The sequence below is a fragment of the Taklimakanibacter lacteus genome, from assembly GCA_003576695.1.
Classification (GTDB): Bacteria; Pseudomonadota; Alphaproteobacteria; order Rhizobiales; family Aestuariivirgaceae; genus Taklimakanibacter; species Taklimakanibacter lacteus.
In genome coordinates this window covers 189,717-213,901 of the sequence record QOZQ01000006.1, presented here as the reverse complement: position 1 = coordinate 213,901, position 24,185 = coordinate 189,717, and the positions used below count along the sequence as shown (strand labels likewise).

The following is a 24,185-nucleotide window of genomic DNA, read 5'->3' as shown; positions in this document are numbered from 1 at the left end:
GGGTCACTCCATTCAGTGTGTGTACGACACTGGGCAGCTTACCCTCGTCGTCCACCCCATAGAATCTTCTCCCATGCTGCGCACGGGAGAAGGGGAAATATTTTAGACCGGTGGAGACTCTCGTTGATTCCAGCACTCAAGCCAGTCGCGGCCTGGCCTGCCAGCGGCGCTCGCGGAAGGCGGTGGCGAGGATGCGCAGGGCCTCGCGGGAGCGGGTGTCGGTCAGCGTCGAAAGCAGGATGATGTCGGTTGCCGGCAGCGGCGGCAGGCCAAGCTGCCGGCCGACCTCGACCGCACCCGCCGGCGCCACCTGATGGGCAAGAGGCGCCACCGCGAGCCCGGCCAATACAGCGGCGGCGATCGCGGTGATGCCGCCGCCGACGAAAGTCTCGCTCCAGGCGATGCCGGCGGCATCGAGGGCGCGCGTCGCGAGCAACCGCTCCGGGCAATTGGCGGCAAAGGACGCAAGCCGCAAGGGCGTGCCTTTCGTCCATACGAAACCCGGTGCGGCGAACCAGCCGAGATGATCATGCGTCACCACCTCGCCGTCGCGGCGGTTGTCCTCGCGGCGGACGATCACCGCATCGAGCAGCCCCTTGTCGAAGGCCTCGAGAAGACGCTGCGAGACATCGATGCGCACCTCGATCACCAAAGCCGGGTCGTGCTCATGCAGGCGCGCCAGCAGAGGCGGAAAATCGGGACCGGCCACATGATCGAGGAAGCCCAGGGCCAGGCGGCGCGGCGTCGCCGAAAGACCGGCAATGGCGCGCTCATGCGCGGAAATGAAGTCGCGGGCGGAACAGAGGAAGGCGGCACCGCGTTCCGACAGACGCACCTTGCGCGGCGTGCGCTCGATCAGCCGGAAGCCCAGACGGTCCTCGAGCCGCTTCAGCTTGACGCTCACCGCCGCCTGGGTGGTGCCGAGCGTCGCGGCCGCCTTGGTGAAGCTGCGCAGATCCGCCACCGTCACGAAAGCCTGTACCGATTCGACATCCAGTGTGGCCATTGATCTATTCTGTTCTGTTATCTCTGAAATAGAGAACCATCCTATTTTTATATAGTCAAGCCGCGCCTATGTCCTCCCCAGTAACCATGAATGGGGGACCCGACATGAGCCTTGACCCGACCGGAAGAAACCGGATCGCGCTGGCCGCCACCTGCCTCGCCGCCCTGATGTTCGGCCTCGAAATCTCCAGCGTGCCGGTGATCCTGCCGACGCTGGAGCGGGTGCTCGCGGCCTCCTTCCAGGATCTGCAATGGATCATGAACGCCTATACGATCGCCTGCACGCCGGTGCTCATGGCGACGGGCACCCTGGCCGACCGGTTCGGGCGCCGGCGCGTCTTCGCCGTCAGCATCTGGGCCTTCGCCATCACATCGCTCATCTGCGGCCTCGCCTCCAGCGCGCTTCTCCTCATCATCGGGCGCTTCCTGCAGGGCATGGCGGGCGGCGCCATCTTCATCTGCTCGATCGCCGTTCTCTCGCATCAGTTCCGCGACGGCGCCGAGCGCGGCCGCGCTTTCGCGATGTGGGGCGTCATCGCCGGCATCGGCCTCGGCTTCGGCCCGGCGGTCGGCGGCATGATCGTGGCGCTGGCCAGCTGGCAATGGGTCTTCCTCGTGCATGTGCCGCTCGCCCTCATGACCCTCGTGCTCGCCTCTGCCGGGGTGCGCGAATCGCGCGATCCCGCCGCCAGGCATCTCGACCTTGCGGGCATCGCCACCTTGACCGTGGCTGTGTTCTGTCTCGCCTTTTACATCACGCAGGGGCCCGGGCTCGGCTTCGGCAGCGTCGCTTCGCTCGCCATCCTGGCCGTCGCCGTCCTGAGCTTCATCGCATTCGTCTTCGTCGAGAAACTCAACGCGCATCCGATGTTCGATTTCTCGGTGTTCAGGGTGCGCAACTTCTCCGGCGCGATCATCGGCTGCATCGGCATGAATTTCAGCTACTGGCCGCTGATGATCTATCTGCCGATCTATTTCACCGCAGGCCTCGGCTATGACAGCACGGTCATGGGTGCGGTGCTGCTCGCTTATACGATGCCCTTCCTGGTGATGACGCCGGTCGCGCAATATCTGCTGCACCGCCATGGCGCCCGCACCGTCATCCCGCTCGGGCTCTTCACCATCGGCCTCGGCTTCCTCCTGATGCGCTTCGGCAGCTCAGCCCCGCAGGCGAGCTGGCTGACGATGCTGCCGGGCGCGCTCATCGCCGGCATGGGCATCGGCCTCACCAACACGCCGGTCACCGACACGACGACGGGCTCGGTCTCGGCCGATCGTTCCGGCATGGCGTCCGGCATCGATGTGAGCGCCAGGCTCATCGCGCTCGCCATCAATATCGCCGTCATGGGCTTCGTGCTGGTGCAGGGCATCCTGGCCCATCTCAGGGAGGCGCTTCCATCCGGCATCGATGCGGCCGGGCTGCGCACCCTTGCCGAGGGCATCGCCTCGGGCAGCGTGACGTCGCTGGCCGACAGGCTGCCGGGCGTTGCTTCGGACGGCGTGCTGCACGGCGCCCTCACCCAGGGCTTCGGCTGGATCACGCTCTATGGCGGCATCGGCGCGTGGATCCTCGCGGCGCTGGCCTTCGCGATCCTGAGCCCGAAGAGGAAAGCCAGGTTTGCATGACACCTCGCCCCGCGAAGCGGGGAGAGGGAGGGGCCCATTGCGTCAGCAATGGGAGGGTGAGGGGCATCCCTGTTACCTGGAGGATGATGTCAGCGCCGCCAGGATAGTACCCAGAACGCCCTCCATCGCGTTATAGACATCATCGTTCTGAACGCGAATGATCGTATATCCGAAATGATTGAGATCCGCCGTACGGATTGAATCGTGCCTCATCTCCTCATCGGTTGAATGTGTGGCACCATCAACTTCAACGATAAGCCGTGCTTCCCGACATGCGAAATCTGCGACGTAGTCGCTCACCGGCTCCTGTCGCACAAATTTGAAGCCGCCGAGCTGTCGATTGCGCAATTCAGCCCAAAGTTTCGATTCCGCGCTCGTCAGTTGACGGCGCAGCTTTCTGGCTACCGGGATTCCCCTGCGATCAACGCCGCGCATGCGGTCAGCATAACATGAACAGGGATGCCCCTCACCCTCCCATTGCTGCGCAATGGGCCCCTCCCTCTCCCCGCTTCGCGGGGCGAGGTGCTTCCCGGGAACGCCTCACTCATCCCTCAGGATCGGCGCCGGCTTGGCGGTGAGCGCGCGCCAGGTCACGATGAGGCCTGCGGCGATGGCGAGCACCATGGCGATGAGGGCCGTCAGCAGCGCGGTGCTCCAGGAGAAGGCCCAGGGCATTTCGAGGATCCAGAAGCTCAGGAACCACGAGCCCAAAGCGCCGACGGTGATGCCGAATACCGCCGAGGCGAGACCCAGTATCGCATATTCGATGACAAAGGCCTGGATCAGCTCGAGCCTTGTCGCGCCATAGGTCTTGAGCACCACGGCGTCATAAAGCCTTCCGGCGAGACCGGCGCTCAAGGCGCCCGCCAGCACCAATATGCCGGTGACGAGGGTCAGCGCATTGGCGCCCCGGATGGCGGCGAGCATCTGGGTCAAAAGATCGGTGACGGTCGCCACCACATCCTTGACCCTGATCGCCGTCACGGTCGGGAAGGCGCGAGAAACTGTATTGAGCAATTTGCCTTCGTCGCCGCCCGACATCTCGACGGTGACGATGTTCTGATGCGGCGCCTTCGCCAGCGTGTCGGGCGTGAAGATCATCAGGAAATTGATGTCGAGCGAGCGCCAGTTCACCTTGCGCAGGCTGGCGATCTTCGCCTTCACGTCGCGGCCCAGCACATTGACGGTGATGTCATCGCCGATCCTGAGATCGAGGCCCCTGGCCACTTCATCGACAAAGGAGACGAGCGGCGGGCCCGAATAATCGGCCGGCCACCATGTGCCGTCGGTGAGCGTCGATCCCCGGGGCAGGTCGCTCGCATAGGTGAGGCCGCGATCGCCGCGCAGTGCCCAGGCGGTATCGGGCGATGACTTCACCTTGTCCACCGTGACGCCCTTCAGGTTGGTGATCCGTCCACGGAGCATGGGCGCCGTCTCGACCTGGGTGACGCCCGGTTCCCTGGCCACGAGGTCGAGAAAGGCCTGCTTCTCGTCATTGCGGATATCGAGGAAGAAAAATGACGGGGCGCGGTCGGGAATGCCGGAGGTGAGCTCGGTCGAGATGGTCCGGTCGGTGAGCGCCAGGGTGACGAACAGCGTCAGGCCGAGGCCGAGCGCCAGGATGACGGAGATCGCCGCCGAGCCCGGACGGTGCACATTGGACAGCGCATAGCGCCAGATGGCGCTTTTCGGGCGCGGCAATTTGCGGGTCAGATGGACGATCGCCGCGGCAAGGCCGAGCAGCACGACGAAGCTGCCGGCAAGGCCGCCCAGATAGATGGTGGTGATGCGCGCATCGGCGAAGCTCACATAGACGAGGCCGGCCATGATGGCGAGCGCCGAAGCGATGGTGATGAGCGCCAGCCAGCCGGGCCAGCCGGCGACCGCCTGGACATGGTGGCGGAACAGGGCCGAGGCCGGCACATGGCGGGTGCGGGCGAGGGGCCACATGGTGAAGGCGATGGTGACCAGGAAGCCGAAGACGGCGGCGAGCGCCAGCGGCCTCCCTTCGACGCCCGCCGTCAGCGGCAAGGGGATGAGCTCGCCGATCGTCGCCTTGGCGATCATGGGCGCCACTGCACCTGCGGCAAGGCCGATGGCGATGGCGAGGAGGGCGACGAGCAGGATCTCGGTCAGGTAGATGCCGGTGATGGTGCGCTGGGGGGCGCCTAAGCATTTCAGCGTCGCGATGGCTTCGGTGCGGCGGTTGATGAAGGCGCTCGCGGCATTGGCGATGCCGGCGCCGCCAATGATGAGCGCAGTCAGGCCGACCAGCGTCATGAAATAGGAGAGACGCTCGATATACTGATCGGCGCCCGGTGCCGCGCTGCCGCGATTGCGCACCCGCCAGCCCGAATCGCGGTGATCTTCCTGGGCCTCGCGCACCACCTCGCGCACTTCCGCGGGGCTGGCGCCCGCCGCCATCTTCACCCGGTATTTCCAGGTGATGAGGCTGCCCGGCTGGATGAGGCCCGTGGCTTGCAGCGAGGCCTCGCTCATCATCACGCGCGGGCCGAGAGCGAGACCGTCCGAGATCCGGTCGGGCTCCTTGGTGATCGTGGCATCAATCGTGAAATCCTTCTCGCCGATGCGGACCACATCGCCCGTCTTCAGATCGAGGCGCTCGAGCAGGATCGGATCGACGGCGACATTGTCACCGGCGACCACATCCTTGACGGTGACGGCGGGTGCAAGATCGACCGCGCCATAGAGCGGATATTGGCCGTCGACCGCCTTGATCTCGACCAATGTCGTCAGGTCATTGCCACGCGCCATGGCGCGCAAGGATCCGACTTGGGAGACGACGCCTTTGCTCTCGAGGAAAGCGAGCTCGGCCGGCGTCGCCTCGCGGTGGATGAGCGCCACCTCGATGTCGCCGCCGAGCAGCGGCTGGCCCTGCTCCATGAGGCCGCGATCGATGGCGGCACCGAGCGAGCCGACAATGGCGATGGCCGCCGTGCCGAGCGCCAGGCAGGTGAGGAATATCCAGAAGCCCTGCAGGCCGGAGCGCAGGTCGCGCCAAGCATAAGTGAGCCACAGGCTCATGGATGGGCGCCCGACATGATGCGCCCGTCGCGCACGCTGGCGATGCGGTCGCAGCGCTGGGCGAGAGCGGGGTCATGGGTGATGAGGAGAAGTGTCGCGCCATCCTCCTGCTTCAAGGTGAAAAGCAAATCCATGATGGCCTTGCCGGTATCGAGATCGAGATTGCCGGTCGGCTCATCGGCCAGGATGATCCTGGCGCCCGACGCCAAAGCACGCGCAATGGCGACGCGCTGCTGCTCGCCGCCCGAGAGCTGGCCCGGATAGTGGCTGAGGCGGTGACCGAGGCCGACGCGGTCGAGATGCTTACCAGCCTGGCCCAGGGCATCGGCGACGCCCTTGAATTCGAGCGGCACGGCGACATTCTCGAGCGCCGTCATGGTCGGGATCAGATGGAAGGACTGGAAGACGATGCCGATGGCGTCGCGGCGGAAACGGGCAAGGGCGTCCTCGTTCTTGCCGTTGAGCAGGGTGCCGGCGACCGAGATCGTGCCGGAACTGACCCGCTCGAGACCGGCGATCACCATCAGCAAGGTGGTCTTGCCGGAGCCCGAGGGGCCGACAATGCCCAGCGCCTCGCCCGGCCTGACACTCAGATCGATGCCGCGCAATATGTCGACGGGGCCGGCGCGGCTCGGAAGGGTCAGATGGACATTTTCCAGGGAGACGATGGGATCGGGCATCCGGCCTAGATGGGAGACGGGGCCGGAAAAGTCCATACGAGCCCATGACTTGCTGTTGTCACAAGGAGTTCCTACCTGAATGGCCATGCGATTCGGGTTTCTCGTCCTCCTCGCCCTTCTTCTCGCCCCGCTGCCGGTTTCGGCGCAAACGCTCCATATCCTCGCCTTTGGCGACAGCCTGACCGCGGGTCTCGGCGTCGATCCGGGCGATGCCTTTCCGGCCAGGCTGGAGGCGGCCCTCAAGGCCAAAGGTCACGATATCGTGATCGCCAATGCCGGGGTGTCGGGCGACACCAGCACCGCCGGCGCCGAGCGGCTCGACTGGACCCTTGCCGGTGACGTCGACGGCGTCATCCTCGAGCTCGGCGCCAATGACGCGCTCCGGGGGATCAAGCCCCGGGAGACCGAAAAGGCGCTCGACCGGATCCTAAGCGAGCTCAAGCGGCGCAAGCTCCCGGTGCTCTTCGCCGGCATGCTCGCCCCTCGCAATCTCGGACCCGACTATGGGCAGGAATTCGATGCGCTCTTCCCGCGCCTCGCCCAAAAGCATGGCGTCCTTTTCTATCCCTTCTTCCTCGACGGCGTCGCCGCCGAGCCGGCCCTCAACCAGCCGGACGGGCTCCATCCCAACCGCAAAGGAGTGGACATCATCGTTGCCAAAATCCTTCCGATCACGGAAGAGCTGCTCAGGCAGGCCTCCTCCAAATAACCGCTTTATTTCTCCACGAATCGCGTTAGCGTAAGGCTGCTCACGCGACAAACGAGCTCCGCTTGAAAGGAGACCCGCCATGCCGCGATTGTTTACCGGTGTCGAGATTCCGACCGACGTTGCCTTCGAGCTCGATCTCATGAAAGGTGGCATCTGGGGCGCACGCTGGATCGACCGGGAATCCTATCACATCACCTTGCGTTTCATGGGCGACATAGACGACGGATTAGCCCGTGAAATCGCGGCTGAGCTGGATGCCGTGTCGGCCAAGCCCTTCACGCTCCGGCTCAAGGGCATCGATGCCTTCGGCGGCAACAAGCCGCATGCGCTCTATGCGAGCGTGGCGGAAAGCCCGGAGCTGCGGCGGCTGCAGAGCACGCATGAGCGCATCTGCCAGATGCTGGGCATGCCGCCCGAGCAGCGCAAATTCACCCCGCATGTGACGCTGGCGCGCCTGCGCGACACGACGCTCGATCATGTGCACCGCTTCATCGCCGCGCACAGCCTGTTCGCCAGCCGCTTCTTCGAGGTCGACCGCTTCGTGCTGTTCTCGTCCAGGCCGTCGCGCGGCGGCGGACCCTATGCGGTGGAGGAAGCCTATTCGCTGGGTGCGGCCTTCTAGCCATGGCTGAGAAACTGTCAGGCGAGGCGCGCGCCAGGGCGCTCAAGGACCTTTCCGGCTGGAGCGAGGTTCCGGGCCGCGACGCGATCGCCAAAAGCTTCAGGTTCAAGAGCTTCAATGAAGCCTGGGGCTTCATGAGCCGGGTGGCGCTCGCGGCGGAGAAGATGGACCATCATCCGGAATGGTCGAATGTCTATAACAAGGTCGATGTCGTGCTTTCGACCCATGATGCCGGGGGCTTGACCGAGTTCGACCTCAAGCTTGCGGCAAAGATGGACGTCTTCGCAAAGTTGTGAGAGAGTTCAAGACCTTGACGGCTTGACGGTGGGGTGAAGAGACCCCATATGCGTTGGCGTGTTTCGAGCTTCTGGAGGGAGCAACCTAAATGGCTGATATCCGATACCAAAACCAGGCGCAGACCCGCGCCGGCACACGGGCCGAGATCGACCAGGGCCTCAGGTCCTATATGCTCGGCGTCTACAACTACATGGCCGCCGGCCTCGCGGTCACTGGCGCGGTAGCGGCCGGCACTTTCATGCTGGCGGTGCAGAACGGTCAGCTTACGCCTTTTGGCAATGCCATTTTCAACTCCCAGCTCATGTGGGTGTTCGTGCTGGCGCCGTTGGCGCTGGTGTTCTTCCTGTCTTTTCGTGTCCATGCGATGCGGGCGGCAACCGCCCAGGCGGTGTTCTGGATTTATGCGGCGCTCAATGGCGTCGCGTTCTCGACGCTCGGCCTCGTCTATTCCGGCAACAGCATCACGCGGGTGTTCTTCATTTCAGCGGCAACCTTCGGCGCGCTTAGCCTGTGGGGGTACACGACCAAGCGTGACCTGACCGGTTGGGGCTCATTCCTGTTCATGGGCCTGATCGGAATCATCATTGCCAGCATCGTCAATCTTTTCTGGGCGAACGGGCCTTTGCAATACGCGATCTCGGTGATCGGCGTCCTGGTGTTTGCGGGCCTCACCGCCTATGACACGCAGAAGATCAAGGAGATGTATTTCGAAGCCGATGACAGCGAGACCATGAGCAAGAAGATCCTCATGGGTGCTCTCAGTCTCTATCTCGACTTCATCAATCTGTTCCTCATGCTGCTCCGGCTGTTCGGTAATCGCGAATAGTCCTTGAAGCACGGAGAAGCTGAACCGACCCCGGATGGCGACATCCGGGGTTTTTTTTTATTGAAGAGATTAAATGGTCACCAGCTTGGGCTTGCCGAGCAGGACGCGCAGCACCTGGGCCAGGTCGTGGCCACGCCTGAGGATCAGCCCGCCCTGGGCAATGACCGAATAGGCGCCCTGGCGGCGGGCGAGCGTCGCGTCCTTGACGATGCGATAGAGCGGCATCTCGCTGGCGCGCCGGTAGATCGAGAAGGTCGCCTTGTCGCTCTCGAAATCGAGCGCGTAATCGCGCCATTCGCCCTCCGCGACCTTGGCGCCATAGACATTGAGAATAATGTTGAGTTCTTTCCGGTCGAAGGCGGTCCGCTTCGCCGGGGGGCTGGTGTCCCTGGGTTCCGGAAACGTGCCAGCCGCACGCGCCCGGAAGGAAACTATCGGCTCGAAATCGCTCACCTAAGTCCTGCGACTCCATTCTGTCACATGAAGCATGGACCCGGAGCGGGAGCTTGGCAAGCTTGCTTTCGTTCGCGCAGGACAAGCTGTTGGAATCGAAGCGATTCGCTCGATCGAGCCGGTAAAAACCAAGCTGCCCCGTCGGAATAAAAGTTTCACATTGCCGCCGCAATCCGGCCCTTTCGGAGCCACCATGGATGGGCACACTCCAATCGTTGCCTCAATGGCCCGGCTGGTACTGAGCGTCGGAAATCTCAGCCCCCCAGCCCCCCGTAGCTGAGTGCCGCCGGGCCGAACCATCTCCCCTTCTGTGAGTAGAGGCGTTTAGAGTTCGCGGCCGGTGGAAACACTGGCCGCTTTCTTTTTGGGCCGATACGGGACATCTTGACGGACAAAGCCCTTTTCCCCAAATGCCTGCCAAATTCCGACGCAGGACATAGGGTTCGAGATGGCGAAAGCTAAGGCAAAGGCAAAGGTTGAAACAACCGGGGCAACGCATTCCCACAATTTCCAGGCCGAGGTCGCCAAGCTCCTGCATCTGATGGTGCATTCGGTCTATTCCGACCGTGACGTGTTCCTGCGCGAGCTGATCTCGAACGCCGCCGATGCCCTCGACAAATTGCGCTATGAGGCGATCGCCAATCCCGACCTCATGACGGGTGATGGCGAGCTTGCCATCACCATCACCCCCGACAAGGCGGCCAAGACCCTCACGGTGGCCGATACCGGCATCGGCATGAGCGAGGCCGAGCTCATCGACAATCTGGGCACCATCGCCAAATCCGGCACCCAGGCCTTCATGGAGCAGGCAAAGACGGCCAAGAACGATGTCCATCTCATCGGCCAGTTCGGCGTCGGCTTCTATTCGTCCTTCATGGTGGCGCACAAGGTCGAGGTGATCTCGCGCAAGGCGGGCGGCGAGGAAGCCTTCATCTGGGCCTCGGACGGCAGCGGCACCTTCACCGTCGATCCGGCGCCAAAGGAGACCGCGCCGCAGCGCGGCACAAGCATCATCCTCCATCTCAAGGAAGACGCGCTCGATTTCCTCGAGGACTGGAAGATCGAGGAAGTGGTGCGCGCCTATTCCGACCATATCGCGCATCCGATCCGGCTTACCGTCGCCGACCAGACGACCCGGCAGATCAACGAGGCCTCCGCCATCTGGACCAGGGCGAAGAGCGACATCACGCCGGAGCAGTACAAGGAATTCTTCGGCCATATCACCGGCGCCTATGCGGAGCCGGCGCTGACGCTCCATTACAGGGCGGAAGGCCGGCATGAATATACGGTGCTGCTGTTCGTGCCGGGCGAGAAGCCCTTCGATCTCTATGATCCCGAGCGGCGCGGCCGCCAGAAGCTCTATGTGCGCCGCGTCTTCATCACCAATGATGCCGAATTGCTGCCGCCCTATTTGCGCTTCGTGCGCGGCGTGATCGATAGCGAGGACATGCCGCTCAACATCTCGCGCGAGATGCTGCAGCATAATCCGCAAGTGGCGGCAATCCGCAAGGCGGTGACCAACAAGGTGCTGGCCGAGCTCAAGAAATGCTTCGAGGCGGAGCCCGAAAAGGCGGCGAAGATCTGGGACGCCTTCGGTCCCGTCATCAAGGAAGGCCTCTATGAGGACATGGAGCGGCGCGACCAGCTGTTCGAGATCGTTCGCTTCAACACGACCAAGCGCGAGAATGTCACGCTCAAGCAGTATGTGGCTGATCTCAAGACCAACCAGACGGCGATCTACTATCTCACCGCCGAGGATGCGGCGAAGGCGAAAGCCAGTCCGCAGCTCGAAGGCTTTCGTGCCCGCGGCATCGAGGTTCTGCTGCTCACCGATGCGGTCGACAGCTTCTGGGTGCGCATGGCGCTGGGCTTCGACGGCAAGCCCTTCAAGTCGGTGACGCAAGGGGCGGCCGATCTCGATCTCATTCCCCTGGAGCAGGAAGCGCCCGGCAACGATGCCGATGAAGGAGCGACCGCGACGCTCATCGCCGTCGTCAAGCAGACGCTCGGCGACAGCGTCGCCGATGTGCGCAAATCCTCACGCCTCACCGACAGCCCGGTCTGTCTCGTCGCCAGCGACCAGGCGCTCGACCGCACGCTGGAAAAGCTCCTGGCGCGGCAGGGCACGACGGATGTGAAGGTCTCGGCCCCGATCCTCGAGATCAATGCCGGCCATGCGCTGATCAAGGCGCTGGCGGAGAATGCCAGGAAACATGGCGCCTCGCCGGCGCTCGGCGAGGCTTCCGGCCTGCTCCTCGATCTTGCCCGGGTGATGGATGGCGAAAGGGTCGCCGATCCGGTGAAGTTCGCCGGCGCCGTCGGCGCGCTGATGCAGAAGACTTTCGGCGCGAGCTAAATCCTGAACCGATAATGTCCGGTCAGCCGGTAGCTGAAGAGGATATCCTCGAGACGCGCGCCGGCGCCGATATTGTGGATGCAAAGCGGGCGTTCGCCGTCGGCCGAGGCGAAATGGCTGACCAGCGCAATATGGGGAAGATTGCCGGGCAGCATCTGGGTGATGATGTCGCCGGGGCGGAAGTCGGACGGCCTGTCGGTCACCGTCAGCCCGGCGCCCTGCCGGGCAAAGAAGGTCTGGAGATTGGGCACGCGCCGGTGGTCGATATTGCGGTCGGGCCGCTTCAGGCCCCAGGTCGTGGGATAGGCTGAGAATTCCCGGCGCATATCCTCATGGACGAGCTTCTGCAGATCGAGCTTCAGCCCTTTGCGATAGGCCCTGACGATCACATCGGTGCATACGCCGCGCTCCGGCGCCACATCGCCGCCCGGATAGGGAAGCCTCACATAGGCCGGGTCATAGATCCGGGTGACGCCGATCTGGGCAATGCCCGCTGCAATGAGAGATCCGGCGTCGCCTTCCGCCCGGGCGAAGACCGGCATATCAGGCCGCGGCGGAGCCGGGTCGACCAGCACCTGGGCCAGGACCTTGAGGCGGTGAGCCGGCACCAGGCCGGCAATGGCGGCCGCCCCGGCGAGACCGGCGAGGGGCAAGATGACGAAGCGGCGGGAGATCATGGGCGGCGATCAACGCATGCCATTATGGCAGTCTTGGGATGCGTCCTCCGCGGTTCCCCATATTTGACAGCGCGAGCAATGCGGCTAAAAGCTTGCCCAGCGCCGGGTCCCCTTGGGGATCGGGCGAGCAGAAGGCCAGTAAAACAGGAAGTTTCGCGATGGCACCGCGCACGCTCTATGACAAGATATGGGACGATCATCTGGTGGACGAGCAGCCCGACGGCACCTGCCTCCTCTATATCGATCGCCATCTCGTCCATGAGGTGACGAGCCCGCAGGCCTTCGAGGGCCTGCGCATGTCGGGCCGCAAGGTGAGACACCCCGAAAAGACGCTGGCCGTGGTCGATCACAATGTGCCGACCACCGACCGCAGCCACGGCATCGCCGAGCCCGAAAGCCGCACCCAGGTCGAGACGCTGGCGCAGAACGCCAGGGATTTCGGCATCGAATATTACGACGAGCATGACCGCCGCCAGGGCATCGTGCATGTGATCGGCCCGGAGCAGGGCTTCACACTGCCCGGCACCACCATCGTCTGCGGCGACAGCCATACCTCGACCCATGGCGCCTTCGGCGCGCTCGCCCATGGCATCGGCACGTCGGAAGTCGAGCATGTGCTCGCCACCCAGACGCTGATCCAGAAGAAGGCCAAGAACATGCTGGTCCAGGTCGATGGCAAGCTGGCGCCGGGCGCCACCGCCAAGGACATCATCCTCGCCATCATCGGCGAGATCGGCACGGCCGGCGGCACCGGCTCGGTCATCGAATATGCCGGTGAAGCGCTGCGCGGCCTCTCGATGGAAGGACGCATGACGATCTGCAACATGTCGATCGAGGGCGGTGCCCGTGCCGGCATGATCGCGCCCGACGAGAAAGCCTATGAGTATCTCAAGGGCCGGCCGAAATCGCCCAAGGGTGCGAACTGGGATGCGGCGCTGCGCTACTGGGATACGCTCAGGACCGATGACGGCGCCCATTTCGACCGCGTCGTGAAGCTCGATGCGGCATCACTGCCGCCGATCGTGTCCTGGGGCACTTCGCCCGAGGACGTCGTCTCGGTCGAAGGCAGCGTGCCCAATCCGGACGATATTGCCGACGAAGGCAAGCGCCAGTCGAAATGGCGGGCGCTCGACTATATGGGATTGAAGCCCGGTACCAAGATCACCGACATCCCGCTCGACATGATCTGGATCGGCTCATGCACCAATGGCCGCATCGAGGATCTACGCGCCGTCGCCCGGATCGTCGAGGGCCGCCGGATCCATGAGCGGCTGAAGGGCATGATCGTGCCCGGTTCCGGCCTGGTCAAAATCCAGGCGGAGCAGGAAGGCCTCGACAAGATCTTCACCGCCGCGGGCTTCGAATGGCGCGAGCCCGGCTGCTCCATGTGCCTCGGCATGAATCCGGACCAGCTCAAGCCCGGCGAACGCTGTGCCTCGACATCGAACCGGAACTTCGAAGGCCGCCAGGGCTATAAGGGCCGCACCCATCTGGTGTCGCCGCAAATGGCGGCGGCGGCGGCGATTGCCGGCCATTTCGTCGATATCAGGCGCTGGAACTAGCGAATCGATACGCTAAAATCCGAGACACATTTCTCTTGCAGGACACGAGTTCCCGGAAAAGGGAGCCTGTTTCTATTTCGCACCTGCGAAGATCGCCTAAACCGTTTGTCCGGCGAAAGAAAGTAACGCTGTGGCCGATTAACGGTTGATGAACGGGGCATTAAGGGTTATGTCATCACCGAGGCGATAAGGTTGATTCCAAGTTCAACCTTTTTCTTGGTGGCGGGGAGTTCCCAAGTGATTACTACTCAGACGGCGGATACACGGTTCTTGCGCCGCGTACTTATGGTGCTTGTTGTCCTGACGCTGGTAACCGGCAGCGTCGCGGCCTATACGACCGTGAATGCGATGACCGCCGAAGGAATCGATATCTGCCAGGCCACCGGCTTTCTCTGCATGAACTGAGCGGCCTCGAAGCGCCGTCGCTCGAGGATTTTGACGCGTTGGCCGCGGATGCCTATGCGCGCCTGCCCAAGACTTTTCGTGACCTCACTGGCAATGTTGTACTGAGGGTACAGGATTTCCCTGAGAACGATGTGCTGGACGACATGAAGGCCGAGAGCGAGTTCGACTTGCTCGGCCTGTTCCAGGGCACCGGTCTCGCCCAAAGCGAGGAGCTCAGCCATACCGGGACGCTGCCCAACATGGTCTTCCTCTATCGCCGCCCCATCCTCGATTACTGGGCCGAGCACCACGAGACCCTGGGCGCCGTCATCACCCATGTGCTGATCCATGAGATCGGCCATCATTTCGGTCTCTCCGATGCCGATATGGCGCGCATCGAGGGCGAGACATCATGAGCAAGTCCGGGCGCGAGGAAGAAGCGCTGAAGGCGCTGAAGCGGCTCGACGAGCAGGCGGAGAAGATCCTGGGCGCCCAGCCTGCCGAAGACCCGGCCGACAATGATCGCATCGAGATCCTCGGCAAGCGCATCGCGCGCATCCTGTCGATGATCATCCTGGTCGGGCTGATCGTCTATCTGTGGCGAACCTATTTCAGCGGCTGACCGGCGCGAATCCCGGCGAAGTGGAATCACTTCGCCGGAAAGGATGCGCGCCAAATCAATTCACTGAGCAAATCCTGATCACCAAAGTTTTCGACTTTGGCGGGGTTTGCACTACGCAGCCGGTTTGCGCTCGCTGTCGAGATGGGCAAGCTGCGCGTCGGCATAGCGCCCGCCGGACGCAGCACCCTTCGGCACCGCCTTTTCGATTGCTGCCAGATCGGCGCCTGAGAGCCTCACGTCGAGCGCGCTTAAGGATTCAGCGAGCTGACCGCGCTTGCGTGCCCCGATGAGCGGGAAGATGTCGTCGCCGCGCGAAGCGACCCAGGCGATGGCGACCTGCGCCACCGTTACGCCGAGCCGGTTCGCCACCGCGCGCAACGCCTCGACCAGCTTGAGGTTCTGGTCGACATTGCCGTCCTGGAAGCGCGGACTCATGCTGCGGAAATCGCTGGCGCCGGCGCTGCTCTTCGTCCAGCGGCCGCTGATCAGCCCGCGCGACAGCACGCCATAGGCGGTGACGGCGACGCCGAGCGCGCGGCAGGTCGTCAGGATGTCGTCCTCGATGCCGCGCGAGATCAGCGAATATTCGATCTGGAGGTCCGCAATCGGATGGACCTTGGCGGCCCGTCTGATCGTGTCGCTGCCGACTTCCGACAGGCCGATATGGCGCACGAAGCCCGCCTTCACCAGATCGGCGATGGCGCCGATCGTATCCTCGATCGGAACATTCGGATCGAGCCGGGCCGGGCGATAGACATCGATATAATCCGTGCCGAGACGTTGCAGCGAATAGGCGAGCGCGGTCTTGACCGCGGCGGGCCTGCCGTCAAAGCCGATCCAGCCGCCGGCCGGGTCGCGCTGGGCGCCGAATTTCACGCTCAGCAGCACATCCTCGCGACGCCGGCCTTTCAGGGCTTCGGCAATGAGCAGCTCATTGTGGCCCATGCCATAGAAGTCGCCGGTATCGAGGAGATTGATGCCGGCATCGAGCGCCTGGTGAAGCGTGGCGATGCTCTCGGCGCGGTCGGTCGGTCCATAGACCATGGGCGACATGCCCATGCAGCCGAGGCCGAAGGCGGAAGCTTGCGGGCCGGTGCGGCCCAGGGGACGGTGCGCGATCATGGAAATCTCCGTGCAGTGGGGACGATGAAGGGAGTAGATGCCATATCCCTTGTCGTGCGATAATCCGCTCAATCCTGAATAGGCTGTGCGGAAAATCGAACAATGAATCGTCCCGAATTCTCCGATCTCGACGCCTTCGTCACCATTGTCCGGCATCGCAATTTCAGGCGCGCCGCACGGGAACGCGGCGTCTCGGCCTCCACTTTAAGCCAGTCGGTGCGCGATCTCGAGGAACGGCTCGGCGTGCGCCTCCTCAACCGGACAACCAGGTCCGTCACCCCGACCGATGCCGGCGAGCGGCTGGCGGCGCGGCTGTCGCCGATCTTCTCGGAAATGACCGAAGCGCTCGATGAAGTGAACGGCTTCCGCGACACGCCGACCGGCACCTTGCGGCTCAATGTGCCGGGCGCCGCGCAGCCGATCCTGGCGCCGCTGGTGGCGCGCTTCCTCGGCCAGCATCCGGGCATCCGCCTCGAGATTACCGTCGACAATAATTTCGTCGATGTCTTCGCCGAAGGCTTCGATGCCGGCATACGCTATGACGAGAGCCTGGCTCTCGACATGATCGCGCTGCCGATCGGTCGCCCCCAACGCTATGCGCTCGTCGCCTCGCCCGAGCTTGCGCGCCGGCAGGGCCTGCCGCAGCATCCTAAGGAGTTGTTGACGCGGCCCTGCATCCGTCATCGCTTTCACAGCGGCGCGGTGCTGCCCTGGGAGTTCGAGAAGGACGGCGAGACGGTGAAGCTCGATCCCGATGCGCTGCTGGTCACGACAAGTCCCGATATCGCCATCCGCGCCGCCGAGGATGGGGTGGGCTGGTATGCGACCTTCGAGGATTTCGTGCGGCCCGCCCTCGCCGCCGGCCGCCTCGTCGAAGCTTTGACCTCCTGGTGCCCGAGCTTTCCCGGCCCGTCGCTCTATTATCCGAGCCGCCGCCATGTGCCGGCACCGTTGCGGGCGTTCATCGATTTCGTGCGGGGTGAGGCGATTTAGGCCTGACCGGTCCTGAGCCTCGCAAAGACGGCTTCGGCTTCCGCCACATAGCGCGCGACAAGCTCGGCTGCCGGCAGTTCGCGGTTGAGCCGGGCAGCCTGCCCATAGAGCAGAAACGACACCTCGCTCGGCTTCGTCGACTGGAGAAGCGGCGCGCTCAAATCATACATGGAGGGGAAATCAGGCAAGTCGATCTGCATCCGCTCCATTTCGTCGGCATAGTCGCTGCGCACCGCACGGGCGGCCCGGCCGGAAAAGGCGTTGGTCATCATCGTGTCGGTTTCCGTGGCGTCGCGCAGCATCGCGCGCCGCACCGCATCGGTGCCGGCTTCCGGACAGGAGAGGAAGCCGGTGCCCATCTGGACGCCGGCGGCGCCCAGGGCAAAAGCGGCCGCGATGCCTCTTCCATCGCCAATGCCGCCGGCCGCCACCACCGGCAGGCGCACGGCATCGGCGATCTGCGGAACCAGAGCGAGCGTGCCGACACCATCGGCCGGCGCTCGCGGCTTGTGCGATCCGCGATGGCCGCCGGCCTCGAAGCCTTGCGCGATGACCACATCGATCCCGGCCGTTTCCAGCGCGCGCGCCTCGGCGACGGTGGTCGCGGTGCTCATCAGCATGATGCCGGCCGCCTTGAGCGCCGAGACCGAAGCCCGGTCGGGAACGCCGAAATGGAAGCTGACCACCCTGGGCTTGAGGTCGAGCAGCGTGGCCAGCCGCGCATCGTCGAAACCGGGGCCTTGCGGCGCGGCCGCCATCGCAGGCTCGCCCAGGCCGAGGCGCCGGTACCAGGGCAGCATCCGCTCGCGCGCCTGCGCGAACACCGCCTGGTCCGGTCGCGGCGCCGGATGGGTGAAGAAATTGAGATTGAAGGAGCGGTTGGTGCGGGCGCGCAGATTTGCAACACTGGCGGTGAGATCATCCAGCGTCATTTCGGAGCAGCCGAGCGATCCCAATCCGCCCGCATTGCTGACCGCCGCCGCCAGCTCAGGCGTCGCCGATCCCGCCATCGGCGCCTGGATGATCGGATGCTCCAGCCCCAGCAGCTGGCACAGACGGCGATCAGGCCACATGACTACCTCCTGGCGCAGTGAAATTTGATCGCGTCAATCCGGCAATTCGATCGGCTTAAGCTCGGCATAGCGGTCGCCGGGTCCCTTATTGTCCTTCGGCGTCTCGCCGCCCAGGTGATTGACGATGCCCCAGACCGCATTGAGGCCGGTCTGCACCGCGCCCTCGACCCAGCCCGGCGTCCAGGACACGCCATCGCCCGCCATGAAGATGCCCTTCTCGTCGGGCGGCATGTCGCCTTGCATGAAGTGGCAATACATGCGGTGATTATAACGGTAATGGCCGGGAAGTGCCCCCTTGAAGGCGCCGAGGAAATTGGGGTCCGATTCCCATGAGACCGTGATCGGATCGCCGATGATGTGGCTTTCGATATCGAGCGTGGGATAGATGCGCTTCAGGGCGTCGAGCGACAGGCGCACCCTTTTGTCGACGGGAAGCGGCAGCATCTTCATCGCATCGCTCATCCAGGAATAAGAGAGACAGATGACGCCCGGCCGGTCGTCGCCATTGTCGAAGAGATAGGTGCCGCGGGTGAGACGGTCGGTGAGCGTCATGCTCATCAGGTCGCGCCCGGTGCGCGGGTCCTTGTCCTTCCAGAACGGACGGTCGACCATGATGAAGGTCTTGGCCGACTGCATGAAGCGGGTGCGGTCGAGCGCCATCCACAATTTGGGCGAGAAGATGCGCTCCTCCACCTGCATATAGGTGGTGAGCAGCCAGCTGTGGCAGGTGACGAGACAGGCATCGAAGAACTTGGTGCGGCCCCAGCGGTCGGTGATGGCGAGATGCCCGGAAGGCGAACGCGCGATCTTGACGACCGCCGGGAGCGTGGCCCCGGCATGCAGCTTCTCGAGCGAGGTGCCTTTCGGCCAGTGCACCATCCTGTCGGGCTTGCATTTCCAGAGGCCGCGCGGCACCTGCTCGACGCCGCCCACGATCCAGCGCTGGTTGTCGTCGCAATTGGTGACGACGACGCGCAGGATCTCCAGCATCGAATTGGGATAGTCGGAATCCCACCCGCCGGTGCCGAAGCCGACCTGGCCGAAGATCTCGCGGTGGTGGAAGGAGCGCTTGGCGAAAGCGGGCGCGGTGGCGACGAAATCGTAGAAGCTGCGGTCGTCCCACAACGGCACCAGTCTGTCCCAGATCGCCTTCAGCGCCTTCACATTGCGGGCGCGGATCGCCTTCTGCATGGCGCTGAATTTCGCCCCCTCTTCCAGCGCCTCATACCAGGCGGCGGCGACTTCCTGGAAGATGGGCGGCAGGTCGGCCTGCTTCTCGGCATAGTAAGTCTCGCCTTCGAGATCGATGACCGTCGAGGGCGAGGCCGCGACCAGGGGGTTGGGGAAGGGCTTCGACTCGAGGCCCAGCATGTCGGAATAATGGTAGAAGCCGGTGCCCGAGACCGGAAAGCGCATGCCGCCGAGCTCGGCGATGATGCCTTCGGCGCCCTCGAAGCTCTGCGAGCGCAGGCGACCGCCGATGCGGCCGGCCTCATAGATCACGGGCTTGAGGCCCATTTTCATGAGCTCATAGGCCGCCACCATGCCCGCCATGCCGGCCCCGATGATGGCCACTTCCTCGCCATGGCGATGGGCGGGGATGCGTCCCAGGCCGGAAGGGTGCCTGATCCAGTCATCGAAGGGGAAGGGGAAATCAGGGCCGAAGACGGTGACCGGGCGCTTGTCGGTGCTTTCGGCGATCTGGGGCGTGTGGGGAGCCGTCATGCATCTACCTCAATACCCTCATGCTAGGGTCGGGAACCGGCAAAGACAAGGAAGGGCAGGGGCTTGACGCGCCCTTCCATCCACCGCAGAAAGCCCCTTTCATCCTGGCCCTTTGCAGGTGGAGCCACTTATGCAGAAATTCGACACGCTGACGGGCGTCGCCGCGCCCCTGAACATCGTCAATGTCGACACCGACATGATCATCCCGAAGCAGTTCCTGAAGACGATCAAGCGCACCGGGCTCGGCAAGTCGCTGTTCTATGAAATGCGCTACAGCCAGGACGGCAAGGAGCTGCCCGATTTCGTGCTCAACAGGCCGGCCTACCGCAAGGCGCAGATCCTGGTCGCCGGCGACAATTTCGGCTGCGGCTCGTCGCGCGAGCATGCGCCCTGGGCGCTGCTCGATTTCGGCATACGCTGCGTGATCTCGACCAGCTTCGCCGACATCTTCTACAACAACTGCTTCAAGAACGGCATCCTGCCGATCCGCGTGTCGCCGGAAGATCTCAAGAAGCTGATGGACGATGCCGATCGCGGCTCGAACGCGACCTTGTCGATCGATCTCAATGCCCAGGAAATCCGCGGTCCCGACGGCGGCTGTGTCAAGTTCGAGATGGACGAGTTCCGCAAGCATTGCCTGCTCAACGGTCTCGACGATATCGGCCTTACCATGGAGAAGAAGACCTCGATCGATACATTCGAGAAGAAGGCCGAAGCCGCGCGACCCTGGCTGTAGCGCCCCAATTCACTTTAACGGAAAGTCCCGCATGTCCTCTTTCAATCTCCTGCTGCTGCCGGGCGACGGCATCGGCGCCGAAGTCGCCGCCGAAGTCGAGAAGATCATCGCCTGGTTCACCAAGGAGGGCATCGCCAGGTTCGAGCTCGAGCGCGGCCTCGTCGGGGGCTCCGCCTATGACGCGCATGGCAAGGCGATCTCGGAAGCCGACATGGCCAAGGCGCAGGCCGCCGATGCCGTCATCTTCGGCGCGGTCGGCGGACCCAAATGGGACCAGGTGGCCTATGATGTGCGCCCGGAAGCAGGGCTTCTGCGGCTGCGCAAGGATCTGGGCCTGTTCGCCAATCTGCGCCCGGCGATCTGCTACCCGGCCCTGGCCGATGCCTCGTCGCTCAAGCGCGAGGTGGTCGAGGGCCTCGACATGCTGATCGTGCGCGAGCTCACGGGCGGCGTCTATTTCGGCGAGCCCAAGACGATCACCGATCTCGGCAATGGCCAGAAGCGCGGCATCGACACGCAGGTTTATGACACATTCGAGATCGACCGCATCGCGCGTGTCGCCTTCGACCTCGCCCGCACCAGGAGCAAGAAGGTCGCCTCGGCCGAGAAGCGCAATGTGATGAAGACGGGCGTGCTGTGGAACGAGGTCGTCACCCGCGTGCATCAGGAGAGCTACAAGGACGTGGCGCTCGAGCATGTGCTCGCCGACAATTGCGCCATGCAGCTGGTGCGCTGGCCGAAGCAGTATGATGTGCTCGTCACCGACAATCTGTTCGGCGATGTGCTGTCCGATATCGCCGCCATGCTGACCGGCTCGCTCGGCATGCTGCCGTCGGCCTCGCTCGGCGCCGTCGATAGCAAGACCAAGCGGCGCAAGGCGCTCTATGAGCCGGTGCATGGCTCGGCCCCTGATATCGCCGGCAAGGGGCTCGCCAACCCGATCGCCATGATCGCCTCCTTCGGCATGGCGCTGCGCTATTCCTTCGGGCTCGGTTCCTGGGCCGACAAGGTCGACAAGGCGATCGCCCAAGTGCTGGCCAAGGGCCTGCGCACCAAGGATATCGCGCAAGGCTCCGAGAAGACGATCGGCACCACGGAAATGGGGGCCGCCATCCTCAATGAGCTCAAGGCGGCGGCCTGAAGAGCATCATTCTTTCCGTCATCCCGGCGCAAGCCGGGGCCCATTAAATTGGTGAAGCGCAGGCAGCGCCGCCCGGTTTTTCTTATTCAGGGGGTCCCGGCTTGCGCCGGGATGACGTTCTTTCGCCGGGATGACGATAGTTATTACGGCTGCTCGACATCCGTCTTGTCGATCTTGCTCAGCCGCTGGCGTTTGGTCTTGACCAGGATGTTGAGCGTCTCGACGCCGAGCGAGAAGGCGATGGCGAAGTAGATATATTCGCGCGGTATGTGCATGCCGAGGCCGTCGGCGACGAGGGCCACGCCGATCAGCAGGATGAAGGCGAGCGCCAGCATCTTGACGGTCGGATGGCGGGCGATGAACTCGCCGATCGGGCGGGCCGCCAGCATCATGACGGCAATGGCGATGACATTGGCGGCGATCATCACCGGCAGGAAAGTGGTCATGCCGACGGCGGTGATGATGGAATCGAGCGCGAAGACGAAATCGATGACCATGATCAGGGCGATGACGCCGAAGAAACTGGCCGTATAGCTCTTCTGCGGGCCTTCCTCGCCGCCTTCCATCTCCTCATGGATCTCGGCGGTGCCCTTATAGAGCAGGAACAGGCCGCCCAGGATCAGGATAATGTCGCGCCAGGAGAGGTCAAAACCCCAGAGCGAAAGGACCGGATAGGTAAGCTTGGTGATCCAGACGAGGAGCGCCAGCATGAGGATGCGCAGGCCCAGAGCGCCCAAAAGGCCGATTTTCTGGGCGATCGGACGCTGGTGCGGGGGAAGTTTCTGCGAGGCGATGGAGAGGAAGACCAGATTGTCGATGCCGAGCACCACTTCCAGGATGGTGAGGGTCAGAAGGCTCATCCAGCCCTCGACCGTGAACAGCCATTCGAACATGCGGTCCCCTTGCTCCAAAAAATGCCGCCTTGCCCGTGGGTTAAGCCCCATTCACCGGCCCGGCGCGCCATAAAACGAAGCGCGGTAAGGAACCGGTCTCCCGCCGGTCCTCGCCACGCGCCTTGGCGACATAGGAAGCCCGCCTGCCTCCTTCAAGGCGCATTGACTTAAAGTCCCGATTTGTTAGAACCCCGTCCCGAAACCTCGAACCACGGTCCCCGATGTCTATTGATCTTGACAGCATCGCCTGCCTTCCGGCTCTTCCGGACGCGCTTTGCCGTGGCCTGGGTATGCTCAAAACGAAAACGACGAAAACCGTTTGAGCCTTCTCCCCCGGTCTCGTCTCCCGCGGGGGAGATGGCCGGAACAGCATCCGCCCCAGGCAGAACCTAAGGTTCACGGGAGAGGGCGAGGGATAGAGGACTAAATCAATGGGTTACAGAGTTGCAGTGGTCGGCGCGACCGGGAATGTCGGCCGGGAAATGCTGAACATCCTCGAGGAACGCCAGTTCCCGGTGGATGAGATCCATGCCATCGCCTCGCGCCGCTCGCTCGGCACCGAGGTTTCCTTCGGCGACCGCACGCTCAAGTGCCAGGATCTCGAGCAGTTCGATTTCCGTGGGCTGGACTTCGTGCTGATGTCGGCGGGCTCCGCCGTTTCCAAGGAATGGTCGCCCCGGATCGGCGCGCTGGGGCCGATGGTCATCGATAATTCCTCCTGCTGGCGCTATGACGCGGAAGTGCCGCTGATCGTGCCGGAAGTGAACGCGCATGCGCTCGAGGAATATATGAGCCGCAAGACGCGCCGGAACATCATCGCCAATCCGAACTGCTCGACGGCGCAGCTCGTGGTGGTGCTGAAGCCCCTGCATGATCTGGCCAAGATCAAGCGCGTGGTCGTCGCCACCTACCAGTCGGTGTCGGGCGCCGGCAAGGACGCGATGGACGAATTGTGGAACCAGACCAAGGGCGTGTTCGTCACCGACCAGCCTGAGCCCAAGAAGTTCACCAAGCAGATCGCCTTCAACGTCATCCCCCATATCGACGTCTTCATGGAAGACGGCTTCACCAAGGAAGAATGGAAGATGACGGCCGAGACCAAGAAGATCCTCGACCCCAAGATCAAGCTCACCGCCACCTGCGTCAGGGTGCCGGTCTTTGTCGGCCATTCGGAAGCGGTCAATATCGAGTTCGAACGGCCGATCACCGCCGAAGAGGCGCGCGAGACTTTGCGCGAGGCGCCGGGCGTGCTGGTCGTCGACAAGCGCGAGGACGGCGGCTATGTCACGCCGGTCGAATGTGTCGGCGATTTCGCCACCTTCGTGTCGCGCATCCGCGAGGACGGCACGATCGAGAACGGCCTCAATCTGTGGGTGGTCTCCGACAATCTGCGCAAGGGCGCGGCCCTCAATACGGTGCAGATCGCCGAGGCGCTGGTCAATCGCGGCCTGCTCAAGAAGGCCGCCTGACGCTCGGCACTTACGCGACGATATGAAGATCCTCTCCGCGATCTCACGCGGAGAGGACTTTCCCTGTGGCAAGATTGTCACATTCTGTCAGCATCCGGAATAAAGCGCGCGAAGCCCCCTGTTGCAGGCGGCCGACTCGTGCTATCAAGCGCTCCCCTTTAGACAACAC

Annotated in this window: 24 protein-coding genes; 14 read left to right on the top strand and 10 right to left on the bottom strand. The window is 63.5% G+C overall.

The genetic code is table 11. The features are described from left to right. Nucleotides 1-136 precede the first annotated feature (136 nt). A complete protein-coding gene (locus tag DT068_RS13955) occupies nucleotides 137-1,006 on the bottom strand; it encodes a LysR family transcriptional regulator (protein ID WP_119390453.1) in 870 nt (289 codons plus the stop codon). A 104-nt stretch (nucleotides 1,007-1,110) separates the two neighbouring features. On the opposite strand from DT068_RS13955, the gene DT068_RS13950 reads away from it, so the two are divergent. Further along, nucleotides 1,111-2,631, top strand: coding sequence for an MFS transporter (locus DT068_RS13950; protein ID WP_119390645.1), 1,521 nt, complete (start codon nucleotides 1,111-1,113; stop codon nucleotides 2,629-2,631). 72 nt (nucleotides 2,632-2,703) lie between these two features. Here the strand turns inward: DT068_RS13950 and DT068_RS13945 are convergent, their stop codons facing one another. The 3 genes from DT068_RS13945 to DT068_RS13935 form a co-directional block, all read right to left on the bottom strand. After that, on the bottom strand, nucleotides 2,704-3,066 hold the full coding sequence (locus DT068_RS13945; protein WP_119390452.1) for an endonuclease domain-containing protein: 363 nt from the start codon (nucleotides 3,064-3,066) through the stop codon (nucleotides 2,704-2,706). Nucleotides 3,067-3,171: 105 nt separating this feature from the next. Further along, nucleotides 3,172-5,676, bottom strand: coding sequence for an ABC transporter permease (locus DT068_RS13940; protein ID WP_119390451.1), 2,505 nt, complete (start codon nucleotides 5,674-5,676; stop codon nucleotides 3,172-3,174). Then, nucleotides 5,673-6,356, bottom strand: coding sequence for an ABC transporter ATP-binding protein (locus DT068_RS13935; protein WP_368904719.1), 684 nt, complete (start codon nucleotides 6,354-6,356; stop codon nucleotides 5,673-5,675). The genes DT068_RS13940 and DT068_RS13935 overlap by 4 nt, the downstream gene beginning before the upstream one ends. A 79-nt stretch (nucleotides 6,357-6,435) precedes the next feature. Here DT068_RS13935 and DT068_RS13930 point away from each other — a divergent pair, with 79 nt between their 5' ends. The 4 genes from DT068_RS13930 (at nucleotide 6,436) to DT068_RS13915 (ending at nucleotide 8,810) form a co-directional block, all read left to right on the top strand. Continuing rightward, nucleotides 6,436-7,065 (top strand): arylesterase, encoded by a 630-nt coding sequence (locus tag DT068_RS13930; protein WP_119390449.1) that lies wholly within the window; start codon nucleotides 6,436-6,438, stop codon nucleotides 7,063-7,065. A gap of 79 nt (nucleotides 7,066-7,144) precedes the next feature. Beyond that, the gene (thpR, locus tag DT068_RS13925) at nucleotides 7,145-7,687 is read left to right on the top strand and encodes an RNA 2',3'-cyclic phosphodiesterase (protein WP_119390448.1); all 543 of its coding nucleotides are present in this window, start codon (nucleotides 7,145-7,147) and stop codon (nucleotides 7,685-7,687) included. A 2-nt stretch (nucleotides 7,688-7,689) separates the two neighbouring features. Further along, on the top strand, nucleotides 7,690-7,983 hold the full coding sequence (locus DT068_RS13920) for a 4a-hydroxytetrahydrobiopterin dehydratase (RefSeq protein WP_119390447.1): 294 nt from the start codon (nucleotides 7,690-7,692) through the stop codon (nucleotides 7,981-7,983). Nucleotides 7,984-8,072: 89 nt separating this feature from the next. Beyond that, nucleotides 8,073-8,810: a Bax inhibitor-1/YccA family protein gene (locus DT068_RS13915; protein WP_119390446.1), complete on the top strand. Its 738-nt coding sequence runs from the start codon at nucleotides 8,073-8,075 to the stop codon at nucleotides 8,808-8,810. Between the two features lie 69 nt (nucleotides 8,811-8,879). Here the strand turns inward: DT068_RS13915 and DT068_RS13910 are convergent, their stop codons facing one another. Continuing rightward, nucleotides 8,880-9,263: a DUF2794 domain-containing protein gene (locus DT068_RS13910; protein ID WP_119390445.1), complete on the bottom strand. Its 384-nt coding sequence runs from the start codon at nucleotides 9,261-9,263 to the stop codon at nucleotides 8,880-8,882. A gap of 448 nt (nucleotides 9,264-9,711) precedes the next feature. Between DT068_RS13910 and htpG the strand changes: the two genes are divergently transcribed. Continuing rightward, nucleotides 9,712-11,619 carry a molecular chaperone HtpG gene (gene htpG / locus DT068_RS13905; RefSeq protein WP_119390444.1) on the top strand — a complete coding sequence of 636 codons (1,908 nt, stop codon included), beginning with the start codon at nucleotides 9,712-9,714 and terminating at the stop codon, nucleotides 11,617-11,619. Here the strand turns inward: htpG and DT068_RS13900 are convergent. Beyond that, nucleotides 11,616-12,296 carry a DUF1287 domain-containing protein gene (locus DT068_RS13900; RefSeq protein WP_368904718.1) on the bottom strand — a complete coding sequence of 227 codons (681 nt, stop codon included), beginning with the start codon at nucleotides 12,294-12,296 and terminating at the stop codon, nucleotides 11,616-11,618. The genes htpG and DT068_RS13900 overlap by 4 nt on opposite strands. A gap of 158 nt (nucleotides 12,297-12,454) precedes the next feature. Here DT068_RS13900 and leuC point away from each other — a divergent pair, with 158 nt between their 5' ends. The 4 genes from leuC (at nucleotide 12,455) to DT068_RS13885 (ending at nucleotide 14,864) form a co-directional block, all read left to right on the top strand. After that, entirely contained in the window at nucleotides 12,455-13,858 is a 1,404-nt protein-coding gene (leuC, locus tag DT068_RS13895) for a 3-isopropylmalate dehydratase large subunit (RefSeq protein ID WP_119390443.1), read from the top strand. 270 nt (nucleotides 13,859-14,128) lie between these two features. Then, entirely contained in the window at nucleotides 14,129-14,263 is a 135-nt protein-coding gene (locus tag DT068_RS28360; protein ID WP_368904717.1) for a hypothetical protein, read from the top strand. A gap of 38 nt (nucleotides 14,264-14,301) precedes the next feature. Then, a complete protein-coding gene (locus tag DT068_RS13890) occupies nucleotides 14,302-14,658 on the top strand; it encodes a metallopeptidase family protein (protein WP_368904716.1) in 357 nt (118 codons plus the stop codon). Continuing rightward, the gene (locus DT068_RS13885) at nucleotides 14,655-14,864 is read left to right on the top strand and encodes a hypothetical protein (RefSeq protein ID WP_119390441.1); all 210 of its coding nucleotides are present in this window, start codon (nucleotides 14,655-14,657) and stop codon (nucleotides 14,862-14,864) included. The genes DT068_RS13890 and DT068_RS13885 overlap by 4 nt, the downstream gene beginning before the upstream one ends. Nucleotides 14,865-14,975: 111 nt before the next feature. Here DT068_RS13885 and DT068_RS13880 read toward each other — a convergent pair whose 3' ends face one another. After that, nucleotides 14,976-15,986, bottom strand: coding sequence for an aldo/keto reductase (locus DT068_RS13880; protein ID WP_119390440.1), 1,011 nt, complete (start codon nucleotides 15,984-15,986; stop codon nucleotides 14,976-14,978). Nucleotides 15,987-16,088: 102 nt separating this feature from the next. Here DT068_RS13880 and DT068_RS13875 point away from each other — a divergent pair, with 102 nt between their 5' ends. Next, entirely contained in the window at nucleotides 16,089-16,979 is an 891-nt protein-coding gene (locus DT068_RS13875) for a LysR family transcriptional regulator (RefSeq protein WP_119390439.1), read from the top strand. Here the strand turns inward: DT068_RS13875 and DT068_RS13870 are convergent. Next, nucleotides 16,976-18,052 (bottom strand): NAD(P)H-dependent flavin oxidoreductase, encoded by a 1,077-nt coding sequence (locus DT068_RS13870; protein WP_119390438.1) that lies wholly within the window; start codon nucleotides 18,050-18,052, stop codon nucleotides 16,976-16,978. The genes DT068_RS13875 and DT068_RS13870 overlap by 4 nt on opposite strands. Before the next feature lie 33 nt (nucleotides 18,053-18,085). Continuing rightward, nucleotides 18,086-19,777: a flavin monoamine oxidase family protein gene (locus DT068_RS13865; protein ID WP_119390437.1), complete on the bottom strand. Its 1,692-nt coding sequence runs from the start codon at nucleotides 19,775-19,777 to the stop codon at nucleotides 18,086-18,088. Nucleotides 19,778-19,907: 130 nt separating this feature from the next. Here DT068_RS13865 and leuD point away from each other — a divergent pair, with 130 nt between their 5' ends. Both leuD and leuB read left to right on the top strand, forming a co-directional pair. Further along, nucleotides 19,908-20,513 carry a 3-isopropylmalate dehydratase small subunit gene (gene leuD / locus DT068_RS13860; RefSeq protein ID WP_119390436.1) on the top strand — a complete coding sequence of 202 codons (606 nt, stop codon included), beginning with the start codon at nucleotides 19,908-19,910 and terminating at the stop codon, nucleotides 20,511-20,513. Between the two features lie 31 nt (nucleotides 20,514-20,544). Further along, nucleotides 20,545-21,654, top strand: a complete 1,110-nt coding sequence (leuB, locus tag DT068_RS13855) for a 3-isopropylmalate dehydrogenase (protein ID WP_119390435.1) — start codon at nucleotides 20,545-20,547, stop codon at nucleotides 21,652-21,654. Nucleotides 21,655-21,797: 143 nt separating this feature from the next. On the opposite strand, the gene DT068_RS13850 is transcribed toward leuB, so the two are convergent. Then, nucleotides 21,798-22,547, bottom strand: coding sequence for a TerC family protein (locus tag DT068_RS13850; RefSeq protein WP_119390434.1), 750 nt, complete (start codon nucleotides 22,545-22,547; stop codon nucleotides 21,798-21,800). 431 nt (nucleotides 22,548-22,978) lie between these two features. On the opposite strand from DT068_RS13850, the gene DT068_RS13845 reads away from it, so the two are divergent. Further along, nucleotides 22,979-24,016 carry an aspartate-semialdehyde dehydrogenase gene (locus DT068_RS13845; protein WP_119390433.1) on the top strand — a complete coding sequence of 346 codons (1,038 nt, stop codon included), beginning with the start codon at nucleotides 22,979-22,981 and terminating at the stop codon, nucleotides 24,014-24,016. Nucleotides 24,017-24,185: the final 169 nt, after the last annotated feature.

Excerpts from the sequence above, each read along its gene's own strand:
- DT068_RS13845 (WP_119390433.1), top strand. The coding sequence starts at position 22,979 with ATGGGTTACAGAGTTGCAGTGGTCGGCGCGACCGGGAATGTCGGCCGG.
- DT068_RS13880 (WP_119390440.1), bottom strand. The coding sequence starts at position 15,986 with ATGATCGCGCACCGTCCCCTGGGCCGCACCGGCCCGCAAGCTTCCGCC.
- DT068_RS13945 (WP_119390452.1), bottom strand. The coding sequence starts at position 3,066 with ATGCGCGGCGTTGATCGCAGGGGAATCCCGGTAGCCAGAAAGCTGCGC.
- thpR (WP_119390448.1), top strand. The coding sequence starts at position 7,145 with ATGCCGCGATTGTTTACCGGTGTCGAGATTCCGACCGACGTTGCCTTC.
- DT068_RS13930 (WP_119390449.1), top strand. The coding sequence starts at position 6,436 with ATGGCCATGCGATTCGGGTTTCTCGTCCTCCTCGCCCTTCTTCTCGCC.
- DT068_RS13940 (WP_119390451.1), bottom strand. The coding sequence starts at position 5,676 with ATGAGCCTGTGGCTCACTTATGCTTGGCGCGACCTGCGCTCCGGCCTG.
- DT068_RS13950 (WP_119390645.1), top strand. The coding sequence starts at position 1,111 with ATGAGCCTTGACCCGACCGGAAGAAACCGGATCGCGCTGGCCGCCACC.
- DT068_RS13885 (WP_119390441.1), top strand. The coding sequence starts at position 14,655 with ATGAGCAAGTCCGGGCGCGAGGAAGAAGCGCTGAAGGCGCTGAAGCGG.
- leuC (WP_119390443.1), top strand. The coding sequence starts at position 12,455 with ATGGCACCGCGCACGCTCTATGACAAGATATGGGACGATCATCTGGTG.
- DT068_RS13920 (WP_119390447.1), top strand. The coding sequence starts at position 7,690 with ATGGCTGAGAAACTGTCAGGCGAGGCGCGCGCCAGGGCGCTCAAGGAC.
- DT068_RS13865 (WP_119390437.1), bottom strand. The coding sequence starts at position 19,777 with ATGACGGCTCCCCACACGCCCCAGATCGCCGAAAGCACCGACAAGCGC.
- htpG (WP_119390444.1), top strand. The coding sequence starts at position 9,712 with ATGGCGAAAGCTAAGGCAAAGGCAAAGGTTGAAACAACCGGGGCAACG.
- leuD (WP_119390436.1), top strand. The coding sequence starts at position 19,908 with ATGCAGAAATTCGACACGCTGACGGGCGTCGCCGCGCCCCTGAACATC.
- DT068_RS13875 (WP_119390439.1), top strand. The coding sequence starts at position 16,089 with ATGAATCGTCCCGAATTCTCCGATCTCGACGCCTTCGTCACCATTGTC.
- leuB (WP_119390435.1), top strand. The coding sequence starts at position 20,545 with ATGTCCTCTTTCAATCTCCTGCTGCTGCCGGGCGACGGCATCGGCGCC.
- DT068_RS13955 (WP_119390453.1), bottom strand. The coding sequence starts at position 1,006 with ATGGCCACACTGGATGTCGAATCGGTACAGGCTTTCGTGACGGTGGCG.
- DT068_RS13870 (WP_119390438.1), bottom strand. The coding sequence starts at position 18,052 with ATGTGGCCTGATCGCCGTCTGTGCCAGCTGCTGGGGCTGGAGCATCCG.
- DT068_RS13915 (WP_119390446.1), top strand. The coding sequence starts at position 8,073 with ATGGCTGATATCCGATACCAAAACCAGGCGCAGACCCGCGCCGGCACA.
- DT068_RS13935 (WP_368904719.1), bottom strand. The coding sequence starts at position 6,356 with ATGCCCGATCCCATCGTCTCCCTGGAAAATGTCCATCTGACCCTTCCG.
- DT068_RS13900 (WP_368904718.1), bottom strand. The coding sequence starts at position 12,296 with ATGATCTCCCGCCGCTTCGTCATCTTGCCCCTCGCCGGTCTCGCCGGG.
- DT068_RS13850 (WP_119390434.1), bottom strand. The coding sequence starts at position 22,547 with ATGTTCGAATGGCTGTTCACGGTCGAGGGCTGGATGAGCCTTCTGACC.